Origin of the sequence: Salimicrobium humidisoli (assembly GCF_002295105.1) — a bacterium.
Lineage (GTDB): Bacteria > Bacillota > Bacilli > Bacillales > Halobacillaceae > Salimicrobium > Salimicrobium humidisoli.
Genome location: NZ_NSGH01000010.1, coordinates 34,832 through 50,911, shown reverse-complemented (window position 1 = coordinate 50,911; position 16,080 = coordinate 34,832). Strand labels below are relative to the sequence as shown.

Annotated in this window: 15 protein-coding genes; 9 read left to right on the top strand and 6 right to left on the bottom strand. The window is 49.7% G+C overall.

Annotated elements, in window-relative coordinates; translation table 11 throughout:
* Positions 1-74: 74 nt before the first annotated feature.
* From CKW00_RS07695 to CKW00_RS07680, 4 genes are all read left to right on the top strand, one after another.
* Positions 75-4,802: a 5'-nucleotidase C-terminal domain-containing protein gene (locus CKW00_RS07695; RefSeq protein WP_095822084.1), complete on the top strand. Its 4,728-nt coding sequence runs from the start codon at positions 75-77 to the stop codon at positions 4,800-4,802.
* A gap of 147 nt (positions 4,803-4,949) precedes the next feature.
* The gene (locus tag CKW00_RS07690) at positions 4,950-5,135 is read left to right on the top strand and encodes a hypothetical protein (RefSeq protein ID WP_095822083.1); all 186 of its coding nucleotides are present in this window, start codon (positions 4,950-4,952) and stop codon (positions 5,133-5,135) included.
* A 16-nt stretch (positions 5,136-5,151) separates the two neighbouring features.
* The gene (locus CKW00_RS07685; protein ID WP_095822082.1) at positions 5,152-5,457 is read left to right on the top strand and encodes a DUF4212 domain-containing protein; all 306 of its coding nucleotides are present in this window, start codon (positions 5,152-5,154) and stop codon (positions 5,455-5,457) included.
* 12 nt (positions 5,458-5,469) lie between these two features.
* A complete protein-coding gene (locus CKW00_RS07680) occupies positions 5,470-7,131 on the top strand; it encodes a sodium:solute symporter family protein (protein ID WP_095822081.1) in 1,662 nt (553 codons plus the stop codon).
* Positions 7,132-7,260: 129 nt separating this feature from the next.
* Here the strand turns inward: CKW00_RS07680 and CKW00_RS13775 are convergent, their stop codons facing one another.
* The 3 genes from CKW00_RS13775 to CKW00_RS07670 are packed head-to-tail and all read right to left on the bottom strand — an operon-like array spanning position 7,261 to position 8,208.
* Positions 7,261-7,425: a hypothetical protein gene (locus CKW00_RS13775; protein WP_180962568.1), complete on the bottom strand. Its 165-nt coding sequence runs from the start codon at positions 7,423-7,425 to the stop codon at positions 7,261-7,263.
* Between the two features lie 16 nt (positions 7,426-7,441).
* A complete protein-coding gene (locus tag CKW00_RS07675) occupies positions 7,442-7,720 on the bottom strand; it encodes a hypothetical protein (RefSeq protein ID WP_095822080.1) in 279 nt (92 codons plus the stop codon).
* Positions 7,721-7,758: 38 nt separating this feature from the next.
* Entirely contained in the window at positions 7,759-8,208 is a 450-nt protein-coding gene (locus CKW00_RS07670) for a helix-turn-helix transcriptional regulator (protein ID WP_095822079.1), read from the bottom strand.
* Between the two features lie 158 nt (positions 8,209-8,366).
* On the opposite strand from CKW00_RS07670, the gene CKW00_RS07665 reads away from it, so the two are divergent.
* Positions 8,367-8,867 carry a sigma-70 family RNA polymerase sigma factor gene (locus CKW00_RS07665; RefSeq protein WP_095822078.1) on the top strand — a complete coding sequence of 167 codons (501 nt, stop codon included), beginning with the start codon at positions 8,367-8,369 and terminating at the stop codon, positions 8,865-8,867.
* A gap of 24 nt (positions 8,868-8,891) precedes the next feature.
* On the opposite strand, the gene thrB is transcribed toward CKW00_RS07665, so the two are convergent.
* Genes thrB through CKW00_RS07650 form a run of 3 tightly spaced genes read right to left on the bottom strand, consistent with a single transcriptional unit; the run spans position 8,892 to position 12,164 of the window.
* Positions 8,892-9,815: a homoserine kinase gene (gene thrB / locus CKW00_RS07660; protein WP_095822077.1), complete on the bottom strand. Its 924-nt coding sequence runs from the start codon at positions 9,813-9,815 to the stop codon at positions 8,892-8,894.
* The gene (thrC, locus tag CKW00_RS07655; protein WP_095822076.1) at positions 9,808-10,866 is read right to left on the bottom strand and encodes a threonine synthase; all 1,059 of its coding nucleotides are present in this window, start codon (positions 10,864-10,866) and stop codon (positions 9,808-9,810) included. The genes thrB and thrC overlap by 8 nt, the downstream gene beginning before the upstream one ends.
* Complete coding sequence (locus CKW00_RS07650; RefSeq protein ID WP_095822075.1) at positions 10,866-12,164, bottom strand: homoserine dehydrogenase; 1,299 nt, start codon at positions 12,162-12,164, stop codon at positions 10,866-10,868. Before CKW00_RS07650 ends, thrC begins: the two co-directional genes overlap by 1 nt.
* Positions 12,165-12,437: 273 nt before the next feature.
* Between CKW00_RS07650 and CKW00_RS07645 the strand changes: the two genes are divergently transcribed.
* From CKW00_RS07645 to CKW00_RS07630, 4 genes are all read left to right on the top strand, one after another.
* Complete coding sequence (locus tag CKW00_RS07645; protein WP_095822074.1) at positions 12,438-12,656, top strand: hypothetical protein; 219 nt, start codon at positions 12,438-12,440, stop codon at positions 12,654-12,656.
* Between the two features lie 60 nt (positions 12,657-12,716).
* Positions 12,717-13,688, top strand: a complete 972-nt coding sequence (manA, locus tag CKW00_RS07640; RefSeq protein ID WP_095822073.1) for a mannose-6-phosphate isomerase, class I — start codon at positions 12,717-12,719, stop codon at positions 13,686-13,688.
* A gap of 4 nt (positions 13,689-13,692) precedes the next feature.
* Positions 13,693-15,387 (top strand): phospho-sugar mutase, encoded by a 1,695-nt coding sequence (locus CKW00_RS07635; RefSeq protein ID WP_095822072.1) that lies wholly within the window; start codon positions 13,693-13,695, stop codon positions 15,385-15,387.
* Positions 15,388-15,466: 79 nt separating this feature from the next.
* Positions 15,467-15,922: an IDEAL domain-containing protein gene (locus CKW00_RS07630; protein ID WP_158221295.1), complete on the top strand. Its 456-nt coding sequence runs from the start codon at positions 15,467-15,469 to the stop codon at positions 15,920-15,922.
* Positions 15,923-16,080 lie beyond the last annotated feature (158 nt).

Below are 16,080 nucleotides of genomic sequence, written 5' to 3'. Positions count from 1 at the left end.
AAAGTATACACAATATTACAGAACATCCTTTATAATAAGAATGCGATTACATTTTTCACAAGGAGGAGACGCATTTGAATTATGTAAAAAGGTTGGCTCTCGGAATCGGAGCAGCAGCTATGGTTTTATCCCCCTACGCAAGCGTGGGGAAGGTTAATGCTGAAGAGACATCGGACTTATTGTTTTCTGAATATGTGGAAGGGAGCAGTTACAACAAGGCTCTCGAAATTTATAACGGGACAGGGGGACCGATTGACCTCTCCGATTACACAGTAGAGCTTTATTCGAACGGAAGTTCAAGTGCTTCGAGTGAATTGAAACTCGAAGGTACGCTTTCATCCGGAGATGTACACGTCATTGCGCATACGAGCGCCGGCGAAGAAGTGCTGGCTGAAGCGGATACGACAAACGGCGGAGTGACGAACTTTAACGGAAACGACCCGGTAGTTTTGAAGAAGAGCGGAAGTGTCGTCGATTCGATCGGACAGACAGGAGCGGACGCGGAGTTCGGTAAGGACGTGACTCTCGTCAGAAAAGAAAGTGTGACTGCCGGGGATACTGCTCCGGATGATGCGTTCACCGCATCCGGCGAATGGAATGCTTTCAGTAAAGATACGTTTGAACATCTGGGAAGCTATGAAGTGAAGCAGGAAGAGGCTGTCGAAAAAATCAGTATCGCTGATGCGAGAGCAGCTTCAGAAGGAGCCACAGTACGTATTGAAGGTACGGTAACTGCTTCGTTCACGGCAGGAGGACAGACGAATCTGTACGTCCAGGATGAAACAGGAGGCGTAATCCTGCGCGGCCCTTCCCTGAACGTTGAGCTAGGCACGAGTGTGGAAGCACAGGGCACACTTGCCGATTACTACGGCATGACACAGATCGAAACGACGACGTCCATGATGGAAGAGACCGGAACTCCCGGGGTACCTGATGCTCAGACCGTCAGCAGCTCCGACATGAACGAAGACGTGGAAGGGGAACTCGTCCAGGCGGAAGACGTCACTGTTGAAAGTGTGAGCAGCGAAGGGGATTATACGCTTACGGATAACGAAGGTACCCTTTATTCCACTCCGGAAGAACAGGGGCTTCTCCAGGTAGGTGATACATATGAACAGCTTACCGGTGTAGTCGACTACAGTTTCGGAGAGTACAGAATAGTACCGAGGAATAAAAGGGATGTCGTCTCCGAAGTTTTTGCGGTCCAGGCTTCTAAAACTTCAGGCGACATTGTGGAAGGCAAGGAAGTGGAGCTGTATACGGCTGTCGAAAATTCGGAAATACGCTACACCACGGACGGTTCAGCGGCAGGAGCTGACAGCACCCTGTACACAGAGCCTGTCGTGATAAATGAGGATACGACGTTGAAAGCGGTCGTAGTGAAAGAGGACGGTACCGTAAGTGAAGAGAAAACCTTCACCTACAGCGTCCTGCCGGCAGCAGATAATGTGGAGATTCATGATTTGCAGGGGGCCGGCCACACTTCCCCGTATGAAGGGGAGGCAGTCAAAGGAGTAACGGGTGTCGTTACAAAACTTGACGGTTCCAACGGTTTCTATATGCAGTCCATGAATCCGGATGACGATATAAGAACTTCGGAAGGTATCTATGTTTATAAATCCGGTCACAGTGTGGAAGTCGGAGACGAACTGAAGGTTGACGGTAAGGTGACGGAGTGGAGAGAAGACGGCTACAGCGATGCCAACGATCTTCTCACGACCCAGATTTCTGCCGGAACAATTACGAAGGAGGCGTCGGGTGCCGAACTACCGGATACGGTAGTGATCGGGGAAGATCGTACGCAGCCTACGGAGACGGTGGAAGATGACGGAATGACTTCTTTTGATCCGGAGACGGACGGCCTCGATTTCTATGAAAGTCTGGAAGGAATGCTTATTGAACTTCCGGAAGCCACTGTCACCGGCCCTGTGAAGTATGATGAACTTCCGGTGTACGTGGAAACGAGTGAAGATCAGGCGTTTACGGATGTGGACGGGCTCCGACTTACCGAAGAGGACATTAACCCGGAAAGAATGATGATCGACGTAGACGGAAAAGGAATTCAGGCTAAAACCGGCGATTATTTCCAGGGTCCGATTACAGGCGTTGTGAATTACGACTACAGTAATTACAAAATACGTCCTGCCGGAGAATTTCCTGATCTGGCTGACGGAGGAGCCGAAGAGGAATTTGGTACGATAGAAGGTTCGGAGTCCGAACTGTCAGTGGCTACGTACAACATGGAAAACTTCTCTCCGGAAACGAGTCCGGAGAAAACGGCAAGAATCGCTGAACAGATGGTGGAAAACATGAACGCTCCCGATATCGTCGGGCTTGTCGAGGTGCAGGACAACAGCGGCAATAAAGACGACGGTACGGTGGATGGCAGTGAAAGCTATGAGACGTTGATAGCTGCCATAGAAGAAGCGGGCGGCCCGACTTATAAATATGCGGAAGTCGTTCCCGAAGACGGTCAGGACGGCGGTATTCCCGGTGGTAACATCCGCGTCGGGGTCATCTATAATCCGGACCGCGTATCGATGACGGAGAAACCGGCCGGAGACGCAACAACAGCGGTGGAGGTTACAGAAGATGGCCTTTCCCATAACCCTGCACGTATCGCTCCACAGAACGAAGCGTGGAACGAGTCACGGAAGCCGGTGGCTGCAGAATTCGAATTTAACGGGGAAAAAGTGATCGTGGTAACCAATCACTTCAACTCTAAAGGAGGAGATGGTGCGCCGTTCGGTTCGGAACATCCGTATGAGCTTGGAAGTGAGGAGCAGCGAATGAAGCAGGCTGCTGTGATCCGTGAATTCACGGAGAAAGCCGAAGCGGAAATGGACGATGCAAACGTTGTGGTCATGGGGGATCTGAACGACTTCGAATTCTCCAATCCGCTGGAGGAACTTGAGGGGGACGTATTGAACAACCTCATCGAAGACGTGGACCCTGAAGATCGCTACACGTACAACTATCAGGGGAACTCCCAGGTACTCGATCACATTCTGGCTACAGATGAGTTATATGACGACTCCGAAATAGAAACCATTAATGTAAACTCGAACTTCGGTGTGGAAGACGGCCGAGCTAGTGACCATGATCCTGTGCTGGCATCCTTCGAAATCGAACAGGAAAATAGTCATCCCGGCAAAGGAAATGGAAAAGGAAAAGATAAAGATAAAGAACACCCGGTATTTGATGAACATCCGGGCAAAGGGAAAGACAAGGGTGAAGACCACCCGGGTAAAGGGAACGGAAAACACAAAAATAAAAAGCTGGACCTTGAGCTGATGCATACGAACGATACGCACGGCCACATAGGTAACATTGCAATGACGAAAACTGCAGTGGACAACTACAGAGAAAAATATCCGGAATCCCTGCTCTTAAGCGGAGGAGATATTTTCTCAGGAACGCTGTATTTCCAGGAATTTCTGGGACAGGCCGATCTGAAGTTCATGAATATGCTTGAGTATGACGCCATGAGTTTCGGTAACCATGAGTTTGATTTAGGTGACGGTGAGAATGGACATAAAGCTCTTCAGGAATTCATCGAAGAGGCAGACTTTCCATTTGTAGCTTCCAACGTGGATTTTTCGGCTGACCCGCTTTTCGACGAAGTGGATGAGACGGGGACGGTAACGGCCGAAGCTGAAGACGGGGAAATCTACAGCGGTATCGTGAAGGAAGTTAAGGGCGAAAAAGTAGGCATCTTCGGTCTGACGACAGAAGAAACGAAGGATATTTCAAGTCCAAAAGACGTTACTTTCTCCAATTATATTGAAGAAGCGGACGCTATGGTGGAAGCTTTCGAAGACAGAGGCGTAAACAAAGTAATCGCTCTCACTCACCTCGGACTGAACGACACGGCGAAATATGATAACGATCTGATTCTTGCCGAAGAAGTGGACGGAATCGACGTAATTGTAGGAGGACATACGCATACGGAAATCACCGAGCCCCGTATTGTTGAAGATAAAGAGCCGACTGTCATCGTTCAGGCAGGAGAGTATAATAACAATCTCGGTACCCTTGAAGTCGAGTTCAACAAAAAAGGGGTCATCACCGGCTACGAAGGGGAACTCGTACCTCTTGAGGGTCTTGAAGAAGACGAAGAGTTAGCCGAAGAACTGAGACCATATACCGAGCAGATTGAAGCGATCCAGCAGGAAGAAATCGGCGTCACTGCCGAAGTACCGCTGAACGGCGTCCGGGAAGACGTACGTACGAAAGAAACGAATCTCGGAAACCTGATTTCGGACGGTATGCTGTGGAAAGCGAAACAGATCAATCCCGAAACGCAGATTGCCGTATCCAACGGAGGAGGCATTCGCGCCTCCATCGATGAAGGGCCGATTACGCTCGGAGAAGTGCTGACGGTGATGCCTTTCGGTAACTCCCTTGGAATTATGAATATCCAGGGAGACGAATTCAGAGCTGCACTCGAACACAGCGTATCGACCGCCCCGAATCCGGGAGGGCAGTTCCTGCAGGTGTCAGGGATGAAGTTTGAGTATGACAGTACTAAACCTGTCGGAGAACGTGTAGTCAATGCTGAAGTACTTCAGGATGACGGCACCTATGCTCCGCTTCAGGACAGCGAAATGTACTACGTCGCAAGTAACCTCTTCACGATTAAGGGAGGAGACGGTTACGGTATGTTTGAAACGGTATACAACGATCAAAGGGTAAGCGAGCCCGGCTTTGTGGATTACAACGTGTTCACACAGTATTTACAGAGTCAGGGAGGCAGCGTTTCTCCGGAGACTGAAGGACGGATCGTGGATATCGGTAAATAAAAAAGAGAGAGTGACTTCCGGCATAGCCGGGAGTCACTTTTTTTATTAAAATATTGACATTTATGTGAACGTCTAGTTAAATAATAGTTGGAATATTTAATGAATTTAGAAATTTCAGTTTATGAAGATCACGTAAGGGGGCGGGTCATGGTATTAGTTGCGGGGTTTGTTTTGCTTACGATCGTAAGCGTAGTACTCGGTCTTAAAAAGGGGAAGGCACTTTATCTTACTTTTCCTTTTGTCGCTTTAGCGGGATTCGTACTGGTTAAAATCGCTATGGTTCCGCTCCCGTTCTGGGAAACGGTCTCATTCATTTTCGATCTGAGAGATTAAAAGGGAGGGAAGCTATTTGAAGAAGATAGACAAGAAGACGGCCGACGCTTATTTTCGCACACGGACTACACTGATCGTCATTTATCTGCTCATAGGTTTCTGTGTTTCCTACGGAGTGGTGTTATTCGCAGAGCCTTTATCATCCATTACTTTCCTGAACATGCCGCTTCACTATTATATGGGGGCTCAGGGTGCCGTTTTGACGTTTATATTCCTGCTTTTCGTAAACGCAATTGTAAGCGATTTCGTAGACAGGAAATTCGGACTGTTGGATCTTGATAAAGAAGATGAAGACGAAAGCGGAAAAGCGGTCAATAAATAAGGGAGGGAAGGTATGGAAACTCAATTTTTAGTATCACTTACACTCATACTGGCAACATTTGCATTATACATAGGAATTGCGGTATTCAATACAGCCAAAAAAACGTCGGATTTTTATGTGGCGGACCGTGGGGTGCCCCCGGTGTTCAACGGGATGGCTATCGGAGCCGACTGGATGAGTGCGGCGTCGTTTATAGGTATGGCGGGCACCGTCATGCTGCTCGGTTACGATGGTCTGGCGTACATAATGGGATGGACGGGAGGATACCTCCTGCTTACGTTTCTTCTCGCTCCTCAGCTCCGGAAATACGGGAGATACACGGTGCCGGAATTTATCGGGGACCGCTACAAGAATGATACTGCACGGCTCATTGCAGCGGCAGCTACCATTATAATTAGTTTTACATACTCCGTCGGACAGCTCGCAGGCTCCGGTGTAGTGATCGGGCGGCTTCTGGAAGTGAACACAGCTGTCGGTACACTCGTCGGTGTGGTCCTTATCGCTTTCTATTCCGCCTTAGGAGGGATGAAAGGAATTACGTGGACGCAGGTGGCCCAGTACGTCGTTCTGATTGCCGCCTACGTCATACCGGTCGTATTTATGGCGCTGCAGCTGACGAACAACCCGCTTCCGTGGATTTCCTACGGGGAAGTCGTTTCGGAGTTCACCACACTGGATCAGGAACTGGGTATCACGGAATACCTCGTACCTTTCACGGAAGGGTCGAAATGGCAGTTCATCGCTCTCATGTTTACACTGATGGCCGGGACGGCGGGTCTGCCGCACGTAATCACACGGTTCTTTACGGTAGCCACTATGAAAGCGGCCAGATGGAGCGGTGCGTGGGCACTCGTGTTCATCGGACTTCTTTATCTATCCGCACCTGCCTACGCCGCCTTTTCCCGGTTCATTCTCATGACCCAGGTAGCCGGGTCACAAATCGATAATCTTCCTGCATGGACGCAGTCCTGGGTCGACACGGGGCAGCTGTCGGTCGCCGATACGAGCGGGGACGGCACGCTTCAGTGGTCCGAACTTGTCATCAGCGGAGACATCGTCGTAATGGCGACTCCGGAAATTGCGAACCTCGGCATATTCGTAATCGGGCTGATGGCAGCCGGAGCTATGGCTGCGGCACTGTCGACGGCCGGCGGGCTGATGATTACGATATCGGCCGCTCTCTCTCACGATATTTACTATCGTTCCATTAACCCGAAAGCGACAGATAGAAAGAGACTGGCAGTAGGACGCTGGTCCATCGTAATAGCGACGGTAGTAGCGGGACTGATTGCTCTGAATCCGCCGGGAGCCATTACCCAAATCGTAGCCTGGGCTTTTGCACTCGCCTCGGGGACCTTTTTCCCGGCCCTCGTTCTCGGAGTATGGTGGCGGCGGGCGAACGGCCCCGGAGTTGTTGCCGGGCTTCTCGTAGGTCTGACGGTGACGCTTACGTACATTTTCCTCGCTAAATTCGGAGGAATCACCCTGCTCGGCATCATCGACACGGGTGCAGGTATTTTCGGAGCTGCTGCCGGCTTCCTTACGAATATCATAGTATCCCTGTCGACGAAGCCGCCGTCTCAGCAGACGGTGGAAGAAGTGACCGATCTCCGCTATCCGGAACAGCTTATATATGAAAATGGAGAAGTATGGGTCAGGGAGAAAGCTGAATAAAGAAGGAGTCCCGTCCGATGCCGGCATCAGACGGGACTTTTCTTATTCTGGTACCGCCGCCCGTCTTTTCCCGGGAAATAAAAAATGCAGAGGAGTTGTGCTCCTCTGCAGACTTTCGGCATCCGGAAATCATTCTTCCGGATTTTTCTTTTTCTCTTTTACGTAAAGATAGACGTTCAAAAGTATGAAAGCGATGGCTATAATCCCGCCTACAGTCGTTAGTTTCAAAAGGTCGGTAAACATGCCGACCAGAAAATAAACGAGAAAAAACAGTGCGAAACCTAAATAGTACAAGACAATCCTTCCCCTTCTATAACGGATACATATAAAAGCGATAGATCGTGAATTCCTCTCCCTGCATAATATCATAAGCTTCTATATTTATCGACGAAAAAGTCAGACCGTCTTCCTGTTCGAAAGCAAGCGTCATCAAATAATCCTTATCTTCAATAAGAGGGATGGGTTGAGGATTGACGATTTCAATCACCCATTCGTAGGCGAACCTTTCTATGAAAGCATGTGTGAACTCGGTGTGCGTACCATCGAACCACAGATTGGCGAGGGATATTAAATCGCGTTTTGATTGCATATGATTTTCTCCTTCGATGTTAGTAGTAGTAGTTTCCCTTAATCGGGGGAGAATGAAACATAAGAGGATAGTTTTTGACGAAGTTTTTTTCGTTCGCGGAGAACGGTGGATTTGGAAATGGCCAACAGCGAAGCGATATCTTCCGTCGTGTAGCCCTCCATGGAGTAAGTGAAAATCTTTTCTTCCCTGTCATTGAAACCGGGGTGGATGAAATAGTGGTCAATATGGACGGAGGGGAGCCGTGGAGGTGTCGCCGTGAGGATCTCTTTGCGTCGTTTCGATTTACGGAGAGCGGACTGGTAGTGGAATTTCAATTCATGGTAGTAGTAAGTGGAGAATTTCGACCGGGAAGGGTTATAGTTACCGGCGCATCTGTGGTAAACGAAGTAGGCATCCTGCCGTTCATCTTCATACGGCGGCGGGATGCGGAGGAGATGGAGAACATCCGTGATCATCGGGTAATAGTCGGGGAACGGTTTTATATTCATAGTTCCCTCCTTTCATACCTATTATCTCCGTTTGTGGAAGGAAAAAGAAGAGAAATTTGAAAATTACAGCAGAAAAATCAATTTTTGTAAAAAATGATGACACCAAAACGCATTCTTACCACGATTATAAAGTAAGTAAAGAATAAGGATGTGATCACGTGTCACCGGAATCATTCGAAAAAATTGTAAAAGATCATGAAAAAAGAATCCATTATTTCATTCATCACCTCGGCATCAGAGACGACGAAGGAGATTTCTATCAGGAAGGTCTGATCGCTTTGTGGAATGCCTGTACGACATACGTTGCCGGAAGAAGCGATTTTTCTACATACGTGAACTGGAAAATAAAGAACGCCCTCATCGATCAGATCAGACAGAGACAGCGGCATGCCGAAAAGGAAGAGCATTATCGCCACATGACCGGACGTCCGGAAACCGAATATGCACCCCGCGAAGTGTTCGATGAAGAACTGTGGAAAGGTATAAGAGGCATGCTGACAGAGAACGAATGGAAATGGGTCACCCAGTTCATCATAGAAGACAAGGCGGTAGCCCAAATCGCCGTCAAAGAAAATGTGAGCCGGGATGCCGTGAAGAACTGGGGGAGGCATGCCAGGCGCAAGTTGAAACAATTCCCTTTACTCATGGAGGAAAAATAACAAAAAAAGAAGCCCCCGGGCCGATCAAGCCTCGGAAACTTCCTGATGAGCATGTACTTCCACCCGTACTCCCTCTGTATCTGTCCGCAACGACTCAAAATGAAGATGAGGAAACACCGACCTCAATTCTTCCACTTCTTTTTCTTTCAACTCCTCGAACAGACCGATCATCGTAGGCCCGGCCCCGCTCACATAAGTTCCGGCGCTTCCGGCGGTTTTCAAAGCTTTTGAAACCGGCGCGAAGTCAGGAAGAAGGGGGCTGCGGTACACCTGGTGAAAACGGTCCTTCTCCATCATCTCCCCGGCAAGTTTCCAGTCGTGTTGAGCAAGGGCTGCAACGAGAACATTGCCGGTACTGCTTGCATATACCGCTTCTTTATACGAAAAGTGTTTCGGGAGAAGATCTCTCGCTTCTTCCGTTTTCAGATGAAAATCAGGAACAACGGTGAGCCACTGCAGGGATTTGACGCCGTTCGTCAGTTTTACATATTTCGGGACGTCATAGTCATAGTGGGCGATGACGATCCCGCCGCAGATGGCGGGGGCGACGTTATCGGGATGCCCTTCGATTTTACAAGCCACTACCACTTTCTCCTGTTCGCTCAGATTCAGGTCGAGCAGCTGATTGGCGAGTTCGATACCTGCGACGACTGCCGTGGAGGAACTGCCGAGCCCACGGGAGACCGGCACGTCGTTCGAAGAGGTGACGGTGCAGGGGATGAGCTCTTTCTGTCCGTACTCCCGGGCTGTGAAACTGGCCGCCTGATACACGAGGTTATCCGTACCCGCCGGTATGAACGGCCGATCTGCCTCCGGGACGATGAAGTGCCAGTCGTCAGACGGCTCACAGTGGAAGGTGGCGTACTTCGTGAGAGCGATACCGACAGAATCAAAACCGGGACCGAGGTTCGCGGATGTAGCCGGAACTGTTATGGTGAAATTATTCATGATGTCCTCCTTTCAAAGCGTCCCTGAACGCCTGCAGGTCATTTTCGATGACTGTCGGTTTCAGTTCGCTCGTATCGATCGCTGTATTAGGGTCTTTCAGCCCGTTACCGGTTAACACGTGGACGACGGTGGAACCTTTAGTTATCTTTCCCTGTTCCAGCTTTTTGATCGTACCTGCCAGAGAGGCGCAGGAAGCGGGTTCCGCAAAGATGCCTTCTTTCTGGGCAAGCAGATGATAAGCCTTCATTATTTCTTCATCCGTCACCTTGTCGATCTCCCCGTCCGATTCTTCAACGACGGTATTCGCAGGTCCCCAGCTGGCGGGATTTCCGATCCGGATGGCGGTCGCCACTGTTTCCGGCTGTTCATAAATGCGGTCATCCGTGATCGCGGCCGCACCGCTCGCTTCAAATCCGAACATCTTCGGGAGACCGGTTGCATGTTTTTCGTTGTACTGTTTGAAACCGCGCCAGTATGCAGTGATATTGCCGGCGTTTCCTACCGGAATGGACAGGTAATCCGGAGCTTTCCCGAGTGCATCACACACTTCGAAAGCGGCCGTTTTCTGCCCTTCGATCCGGTTCGGGTTCAGGGAATTGACGAGTGTGATGCCGTCTTCTTTCGCGACTTCTTTTACAATTTCCAGCGCCTGGTCGAAATTACCTCTGATGGAGAAAACCTCCGCCCCGTACATGACAGCCTGGGCAAGTTTCCCTTCCGCTATTTTCCCGTCCGGAATGACTACGATACAGCGCAGATTCGCCCGGGCCGCAAAAGCAGCAGCGGAAGCGGACGTGTTACCGGTGGAAGCGCAGATGACGGCCTCAGAACCGTCTTCGATCGCTTTGGCCATCGCCATCACCATGCCCCGGTCTTTGAAAGAACCGGTAGGGTTGGCTCCCTCCACTTTTACATAAGCATCGATATCAAGGTCCCGGGAAAGGTTCTCAAGCCGGATGAAAGGAGTGTCCCCTTCATTTAATGTAAGTGCCGGTGTATCATCTGTCACCGGCAGCGAATCCCTGTAGTGATGAAGTAAGCCGTGCCACATCAGTCGTTTCCTCCTTCCACGCGGAACACACTGTCGACGGAACGGACGGATGCGGCCTGTTCCAGTGCTTCCATCGCTTGTTCAAAAGCTTCTTCGTTCACGGAATGGGTGATCATCATCAGCTCGCGCTCTTCCCGGGAATCGGAAGGCTGCTGGATGATCTGGTCGAAAGAAATATCTTTGTCGGCAAAAATCCGGGTCAGCTCCAGCAGAATGCCGGGCTGGTCGAGGACGTGCAGCCGGATATACTTCTTCGAGTACGTTTTTGCTTTCGGTTTCAGCAGCCGTTCGTGCTGCGGGTGGACGTAATTGTTCCCGCTGGTGCCGAGCCGGATATTCTTCACGACGGCAATCAGATCGGAAACGATGGCTGTAGCCGTAGGCCCTTTACCTGCGCCGGGACCGTAAAACATCGTCTCGCCGACGGCATCTCCGTAGACGTACACCGCATTATACTCGTCATTCACTGAAGAGAGCGGGTGAGTTTTCGGAAGGAGGGAAGGCTCGACGCTGAGCGTGATACCTTTCTCATCGTGTTCTGCGATTCCGATCAGTTTAATAGTATACCCGAGCTTGTCTGCGTAGGTGATGTCCGATGTGGACATACCGCGTATACCTTTCAGCTTGACGTCGCTCAGTCTCGTCGGCATGGAGAAGCCGAGTATGGAAAGGATCGTCATTTTTCTGGCCGCATCCAGACCGTCCACATCCGCTGTCGGATCCGCTTCGGCGAAACCGAGCTCCTGTGCTTCCTTCAGCACGTCATCAAAGTCGGAACCGTCCTGACTCATCTTTGTCAGAATATAGTTCGTCGTTCCGTTGACGATTCCCATCATTTTCCGGATGTTGTCGGAGGAAAGACCGTCGACGATGGAGCGGATGATCGGTATGCCTCCGGCCACGCTGGCTTCGTAATACAGATCCGTTCCGTTACGGACGGCCGCGTCGAAAAGGATTTCTCCGTGTTCCGCAACGAGATCCTTATTGGCGGAGACGATATGTTTTTTATTTTCGATCGCCTCGAGCAGGACGTTCAGCGTATGTTCCACGCCTCCCATCACTTCCACTACTACATCGATTTCGGGATCTTTCGTCACATCTTCGTAGTTCGTCGTGAGCTGGACGGCTTCCCCCGGAAGGTCTCTTGTTTTATGGATATCGTGGACGAGAGCCCTGGTGACTTTCACTTCACATCCCGTTTTATGTTTAATACTCTCCTTATTGTTGTGTAAAATTTCGATGACACCTGTTCCAACGGTGCCGAGGCCGAGCAGGCCTACCCTGATTGTATCTTTCATGTCATCACTCCCTGTCCACTTCTAAAATACATTAATGTTTATATAATGGACATTGTACATGAATAGAAAGGGGGCTACAAGATAAGTAATCTAAATATTTGCACGGAAAACGCTTTCTTAGTTGAGAAAAATATGAATAATACGAAAAAAAGATTGTAAAAGGTATTATTACCTATATAATTGTTACAGGACGGTAAAAATGGTAATTCATTTTACGCATACTCCCTGGCTCCGTTTATACCGCTCCGCAAATATATACAGGAGTTGAAGTGGATGAATTTACGTGAATTTATCGATACGTGTGCCGTCTCCATTGACGTATTGATTCACAGGCTTGGTGTTCAGGGGCATTACGAAGTGTTTTTCAGTGAAGCGAAAAAAATAGCCGAACAGGAATATACGGAGAATCCCGGTATTGAAATGAACATGCTGATGTCGAAGATACATACGCACTATCTGGAAATGCTAGATGCTTCCTTGCAGAAGAGATGAAATTAGCCGGCGGATGCCGGCTTTTTTTGTTATAATGGAGGAAAATAAAGGTGGGATCAGATGTATAAAGAACCGATCATGCTTGCCCCTCTTTTCAAGGAAAGAATATGGGGAGGGACGAAGCTCAAAGATATGTACGGGTATGCTCTTCCGTCCGAAAAAATCGGGGAATGCTGGGCGATTTCAGGGCATGAGAATGGAACGAACGAGATCAGGAACGGTCCGCTCGCGGGCACTACGCTGAAACAGGCGTGGGAGGATCACAGGGAACTGTTCGCCGGGGAAGAAGGAGAAGAGTTTCCACTTCTTACAAAAATTCTCGATGCCAATGATAAGCTGTCTGTCCAGGTGCATCCGGACGATACATACGCTGAAGAAAAAGAGAACAAGACTTACGGAAAGACGGAATGCTGGTACGTCATCGATGCCGAGGAAGGGGCCCAAATCGTTTTCGGCCATCATGCGGATACCGAAGAGGAGTTTAGGCAAAGGATAGAGAACGGGGAGTGGGAAAAACTGCTCCGGTATGTGAACGTGCAGGCGGGTGATTTTTTCTATGTACCGAGCGGCACGATCCATGCCATCGGGGCAGGAGTGAGAATCCTCGAAACACAGCAGAACTCGGATATTACGTACCGCGTCTACGACTACGACCGTACAGACGGAAACGGGGAGAAGCGGGAGCTGCATCTGGAGAAATCTATCGAAGTTGCAAAGATTCCGCACGAAGACCCCGTCACGGAGCGGACGGAGAGTATAGAAAAAGGGATGAAGCGGGAGCATTTGATCAGTGAACAGTATTTTTCCGTAGAACACTGGGACGTCCACGGCTCCACCGAAGAGATTGTGAACCCTTCCTATCTGCTGCTCAGTCTTCTGGAAGGAGATATAGTAGTGAGGACCGGAGGGGAGTCGCATCCGGTACGAAAAGGGGACCACTTCATCATCCCGGCCACGATCGATTCTTTTACACTGGAAGGGACGGGAGAGCTTATCGTATCCCATTCCAACAAAGAAAAATCAGGAGGTTGATACAATGGACTGGAAGAAGGAACTGAACAGATGGAAAGAAGAAGAAAATATAGACGGATCGCTGAAAGAACAGCTGGAGCTTCTCGATGAAGCCGAACTGGAAGATGCCTTCTACAAAGAGCTGGAGTTCGGTACCGGAGGGATGAGGGGTAAACTCGGTCCCGGTACGAACCGGATGAACGTTTATACGGTACGGAAAGCTGCGAAAGGGCTGGCGGAATACGTAAAGAATAAAAAAGGTGACAGTATCGTCATCGCCTATGATTCCAGATACCTCTCCGAAACGTTTGCGGTGGAAACAGCACGGGTCGCCGGGGCTGAAGGCGTGAAAGCCTACGTCTTCTCCTCACTGAGACCCACTCCGGCACTGTCTTTTGCCGTCCGTCATCTGGGAGCGGACGCAGGTGTCGTCATCACTGCGAGTCACAATCCGCCGGAGTACAACGGGTTCAAAGTATACAACGAAGACGGAGGGCAGCTGCCACCGGCCGAGGCGGAGAAGATGATTACGCTCGTTCAGAAGGTCGAAAACGAACTCGAAGTGGACACGGAAGAAGCCGGAACGCTCGAAGAAAAAGGTCTTCTTTCGTGGGTGGATACGGATGTGGATGAAGCCTACCTGGAAGCTGTGCAGGGCATCCGTCTGTCGGATGATATAGATAAAGATATGTCGATCATTTTCACACCGCTGCACGGAACTGCGCATCCTCTCGTTACGGACAGCCTGAAGCGGGCCGGATTTACGAACGTGAGTCTCGTGGAGGCTCAGGCGGAGCCGGACCCTGAATTTTCGACGGTAGCTTCCCCGAACCCGGAGGAAACCCAGGCTTTTACTCTCGCCATGGAGCAGGGCCAAAAGACAGGAGCGGAACTACTCATAGCTACGGACCCGGACGCGGATCGTGTGGGACTGGCCGTGCCGGGAGAGGACGGAGAGTACCGCGTGCTGAACGGAAATCAGACGGGCGCTCTTATGCTCGACTACATTCTGTCACAGAACGAAGAGCTTCCGGATAATAAGATCATGATCAAAACGATCGTAACCTCCGAAATGGGAAGAGCTATCGCTTCGAAATACGGAGCGCGGACTCTCGATACACTTACGGGCTTCAAATTCATCGGTGAAAAGATCCGTGAATTCGAGGCCTCGGGAGAAGCGACGTTCGCCTTCGGATATGAAGAAAGTTACGGGTATCTCGTCAGCAGCTTCGTAAGGGACAAGGACGCCGTCCAGGCTTCCCTGATGGGAGCTGAGATGGCGGCTCACTGGAAAAAGAAAGGGTACACCCTTCTCGAAGCGCTCGAAGAGCTTTATAAAGAACACGGCTACTATATAGAAGGAATGGACTCCCTCAAACTCGAAGGTCGTGCCGGAACGGAAAAAATTGCGAGAATCGTCGACAGTTTCCGGGAAACGGAGCTTAAAAAGGCGGGAGGCCTCGAAGTTCTGGCCACCGAAGACTACCAGTCGTCCGAACGTATTTTTGCGGATGGTACGAAAGAAACGATCGATCTCCCGAAATCGAACGTCGTGAAGTTTATTCTTGAAGAGGACAGCTGGTTCTGCCTTCGTCCTTCCGGTACGGAGCCGAAACTCAAATGCTACTACGGCGTGAAGTCCCGGGACCGCAGGAGAAGTGAGGAACTGCTTGAAGCATTACGGACGGAAGTTTCCGAAAAATGGCATGCAGTTAATTGAAACGCTTTCATTCATCTGGATTTTAAGGTAAAATGAGGTAATACACAGAAAATTCAGAATGAATGGGGTGGGAGTAATGATGCAACTTGAACATTTACAGCCTTATGCGATTATTGAAGACGGGCCGTTTCTCCGGATTATATTCGATCATTCCTATGTCACTCTGAATGTCGATGAAGAAACGTACCAGTTTATACCCTCGGAGTCATGTGAAATTTTCATCAACAAAGATCTGAATAAAGTGCACAACCTGTTCGACGTCTTCACTTTCGAAAGCGGCAAAGAAGTCCTTCACGTCACGGTCATCGATCTGATGCATATGAAGGAATTCCGGAGCGAACTGTATGGAATCATCCATTCCTTTTACGAAAAGCGTACGACGATTCCCGCAGCGGCAGTCCAGGAAGTGGTACAGGAGCTCGAAAGGGAGAACATCCTCCGGCTGATTGACCGGGCAATAGACGAAGGGGAAGAAGCGGCTTTTGTAGAACTGACGAACAGATTATCGGAATATGAGGGGAAAGTGGAAGAATAGCGATGGCCTGTAACGCATATAACCTCCGGGAGGCACTCTGAACTGTCAGGGTGTCTCTTTTTGTGTTTTTGTTCTCTTAAAAGAATAAAAGTAGTTTATAATGTAAAAGTTTATAAATGAACGAAAAAAAGAGATATAGCGAGTAAAATGTATAAAAA

What these genes read in the sequence shown, in the direction of transcription:
- manA (WP_095822073.1), top strand. Translation starts at nt 12,717, where the DNA reads ATGTATAAAGAACCGATCATGCTTGCCCCTCTTTTCAAGGAAAGAATA.
- CKW00_RS07670 (WP_095822079.1), bottom strand. Translation starts at nt 8,208, where the DNA reads ATGAATATAAAACCGTTCCCCGACTATTACCCGATGATCACGGATGTT.
- CKW00_RS07645 (WP_095822074.1), top strand. Translation starts at nt 12,438, where the DNA reads ATGAATTTACGTGAATTTATCGATACGTGTGCCGTCTCCATTGACGTA.
- CKW00_RS07635 (WP_095822072.1), top strand. Translation starts at nt 13,693, where the DNA reads ATGGACTGGAAGAAGGAACTGAACAGATGGAAAGAAGAAGAAAATATA.
- CKW00_RS07680 (WP_095822081.1), top strand. Translation starts at nt 5,470, where the DNA reads ATGGAAACTCAATTTTTAGTATCACTTACACTCATACTGGCAACATTT.
- CKW00_RS07630 (WP_158221295.1), top strand. Translation starts at nt 15,467, where the DNA reads ATGCAACTTGAACATTTACAGCCTTATGCGATTATTGAAGACGGGCCG.
- thrC (WP_095822076.1), bottom strand. Translation starts at nt 10,866, where the DNA reads ATGTGGCACGGCTTACTTCATCACTACAGGGATTCGCTGCCGGTGACA.
- thrB (WP_095822077.1), bottom strand. Translation starts at nt 9,815, where the DNA reads ATGAATAATTTCACCATAACAGTTCCGGCTACATCCGCGAACCTCGGT.
- CKW00_RS07650 (WP_095822075.1), bottom strand. Translation starts at nt 12,164, where the DNA reads ATGAAAGATACAATCAGGGTAGGCCTGCTCGGCCTCGGCACCGTTGGA.
- CKW00_RS07675 (WP_095822080.1), bottom strand. Translation starts at nt 7,720, where the DNA reads ATGCAATCAAAACGCGATTTAATATCCCTCGCCAATCTGTGGTTCGAT.
- CKW00_RS07690 (WP_095822083.1), top strand. Translation starts at nt 4,950, where the DNA reads ATGGTATTAGTTGCGGGGTTTGTTTTGCTTACGATCGTAAGCGTAGTA.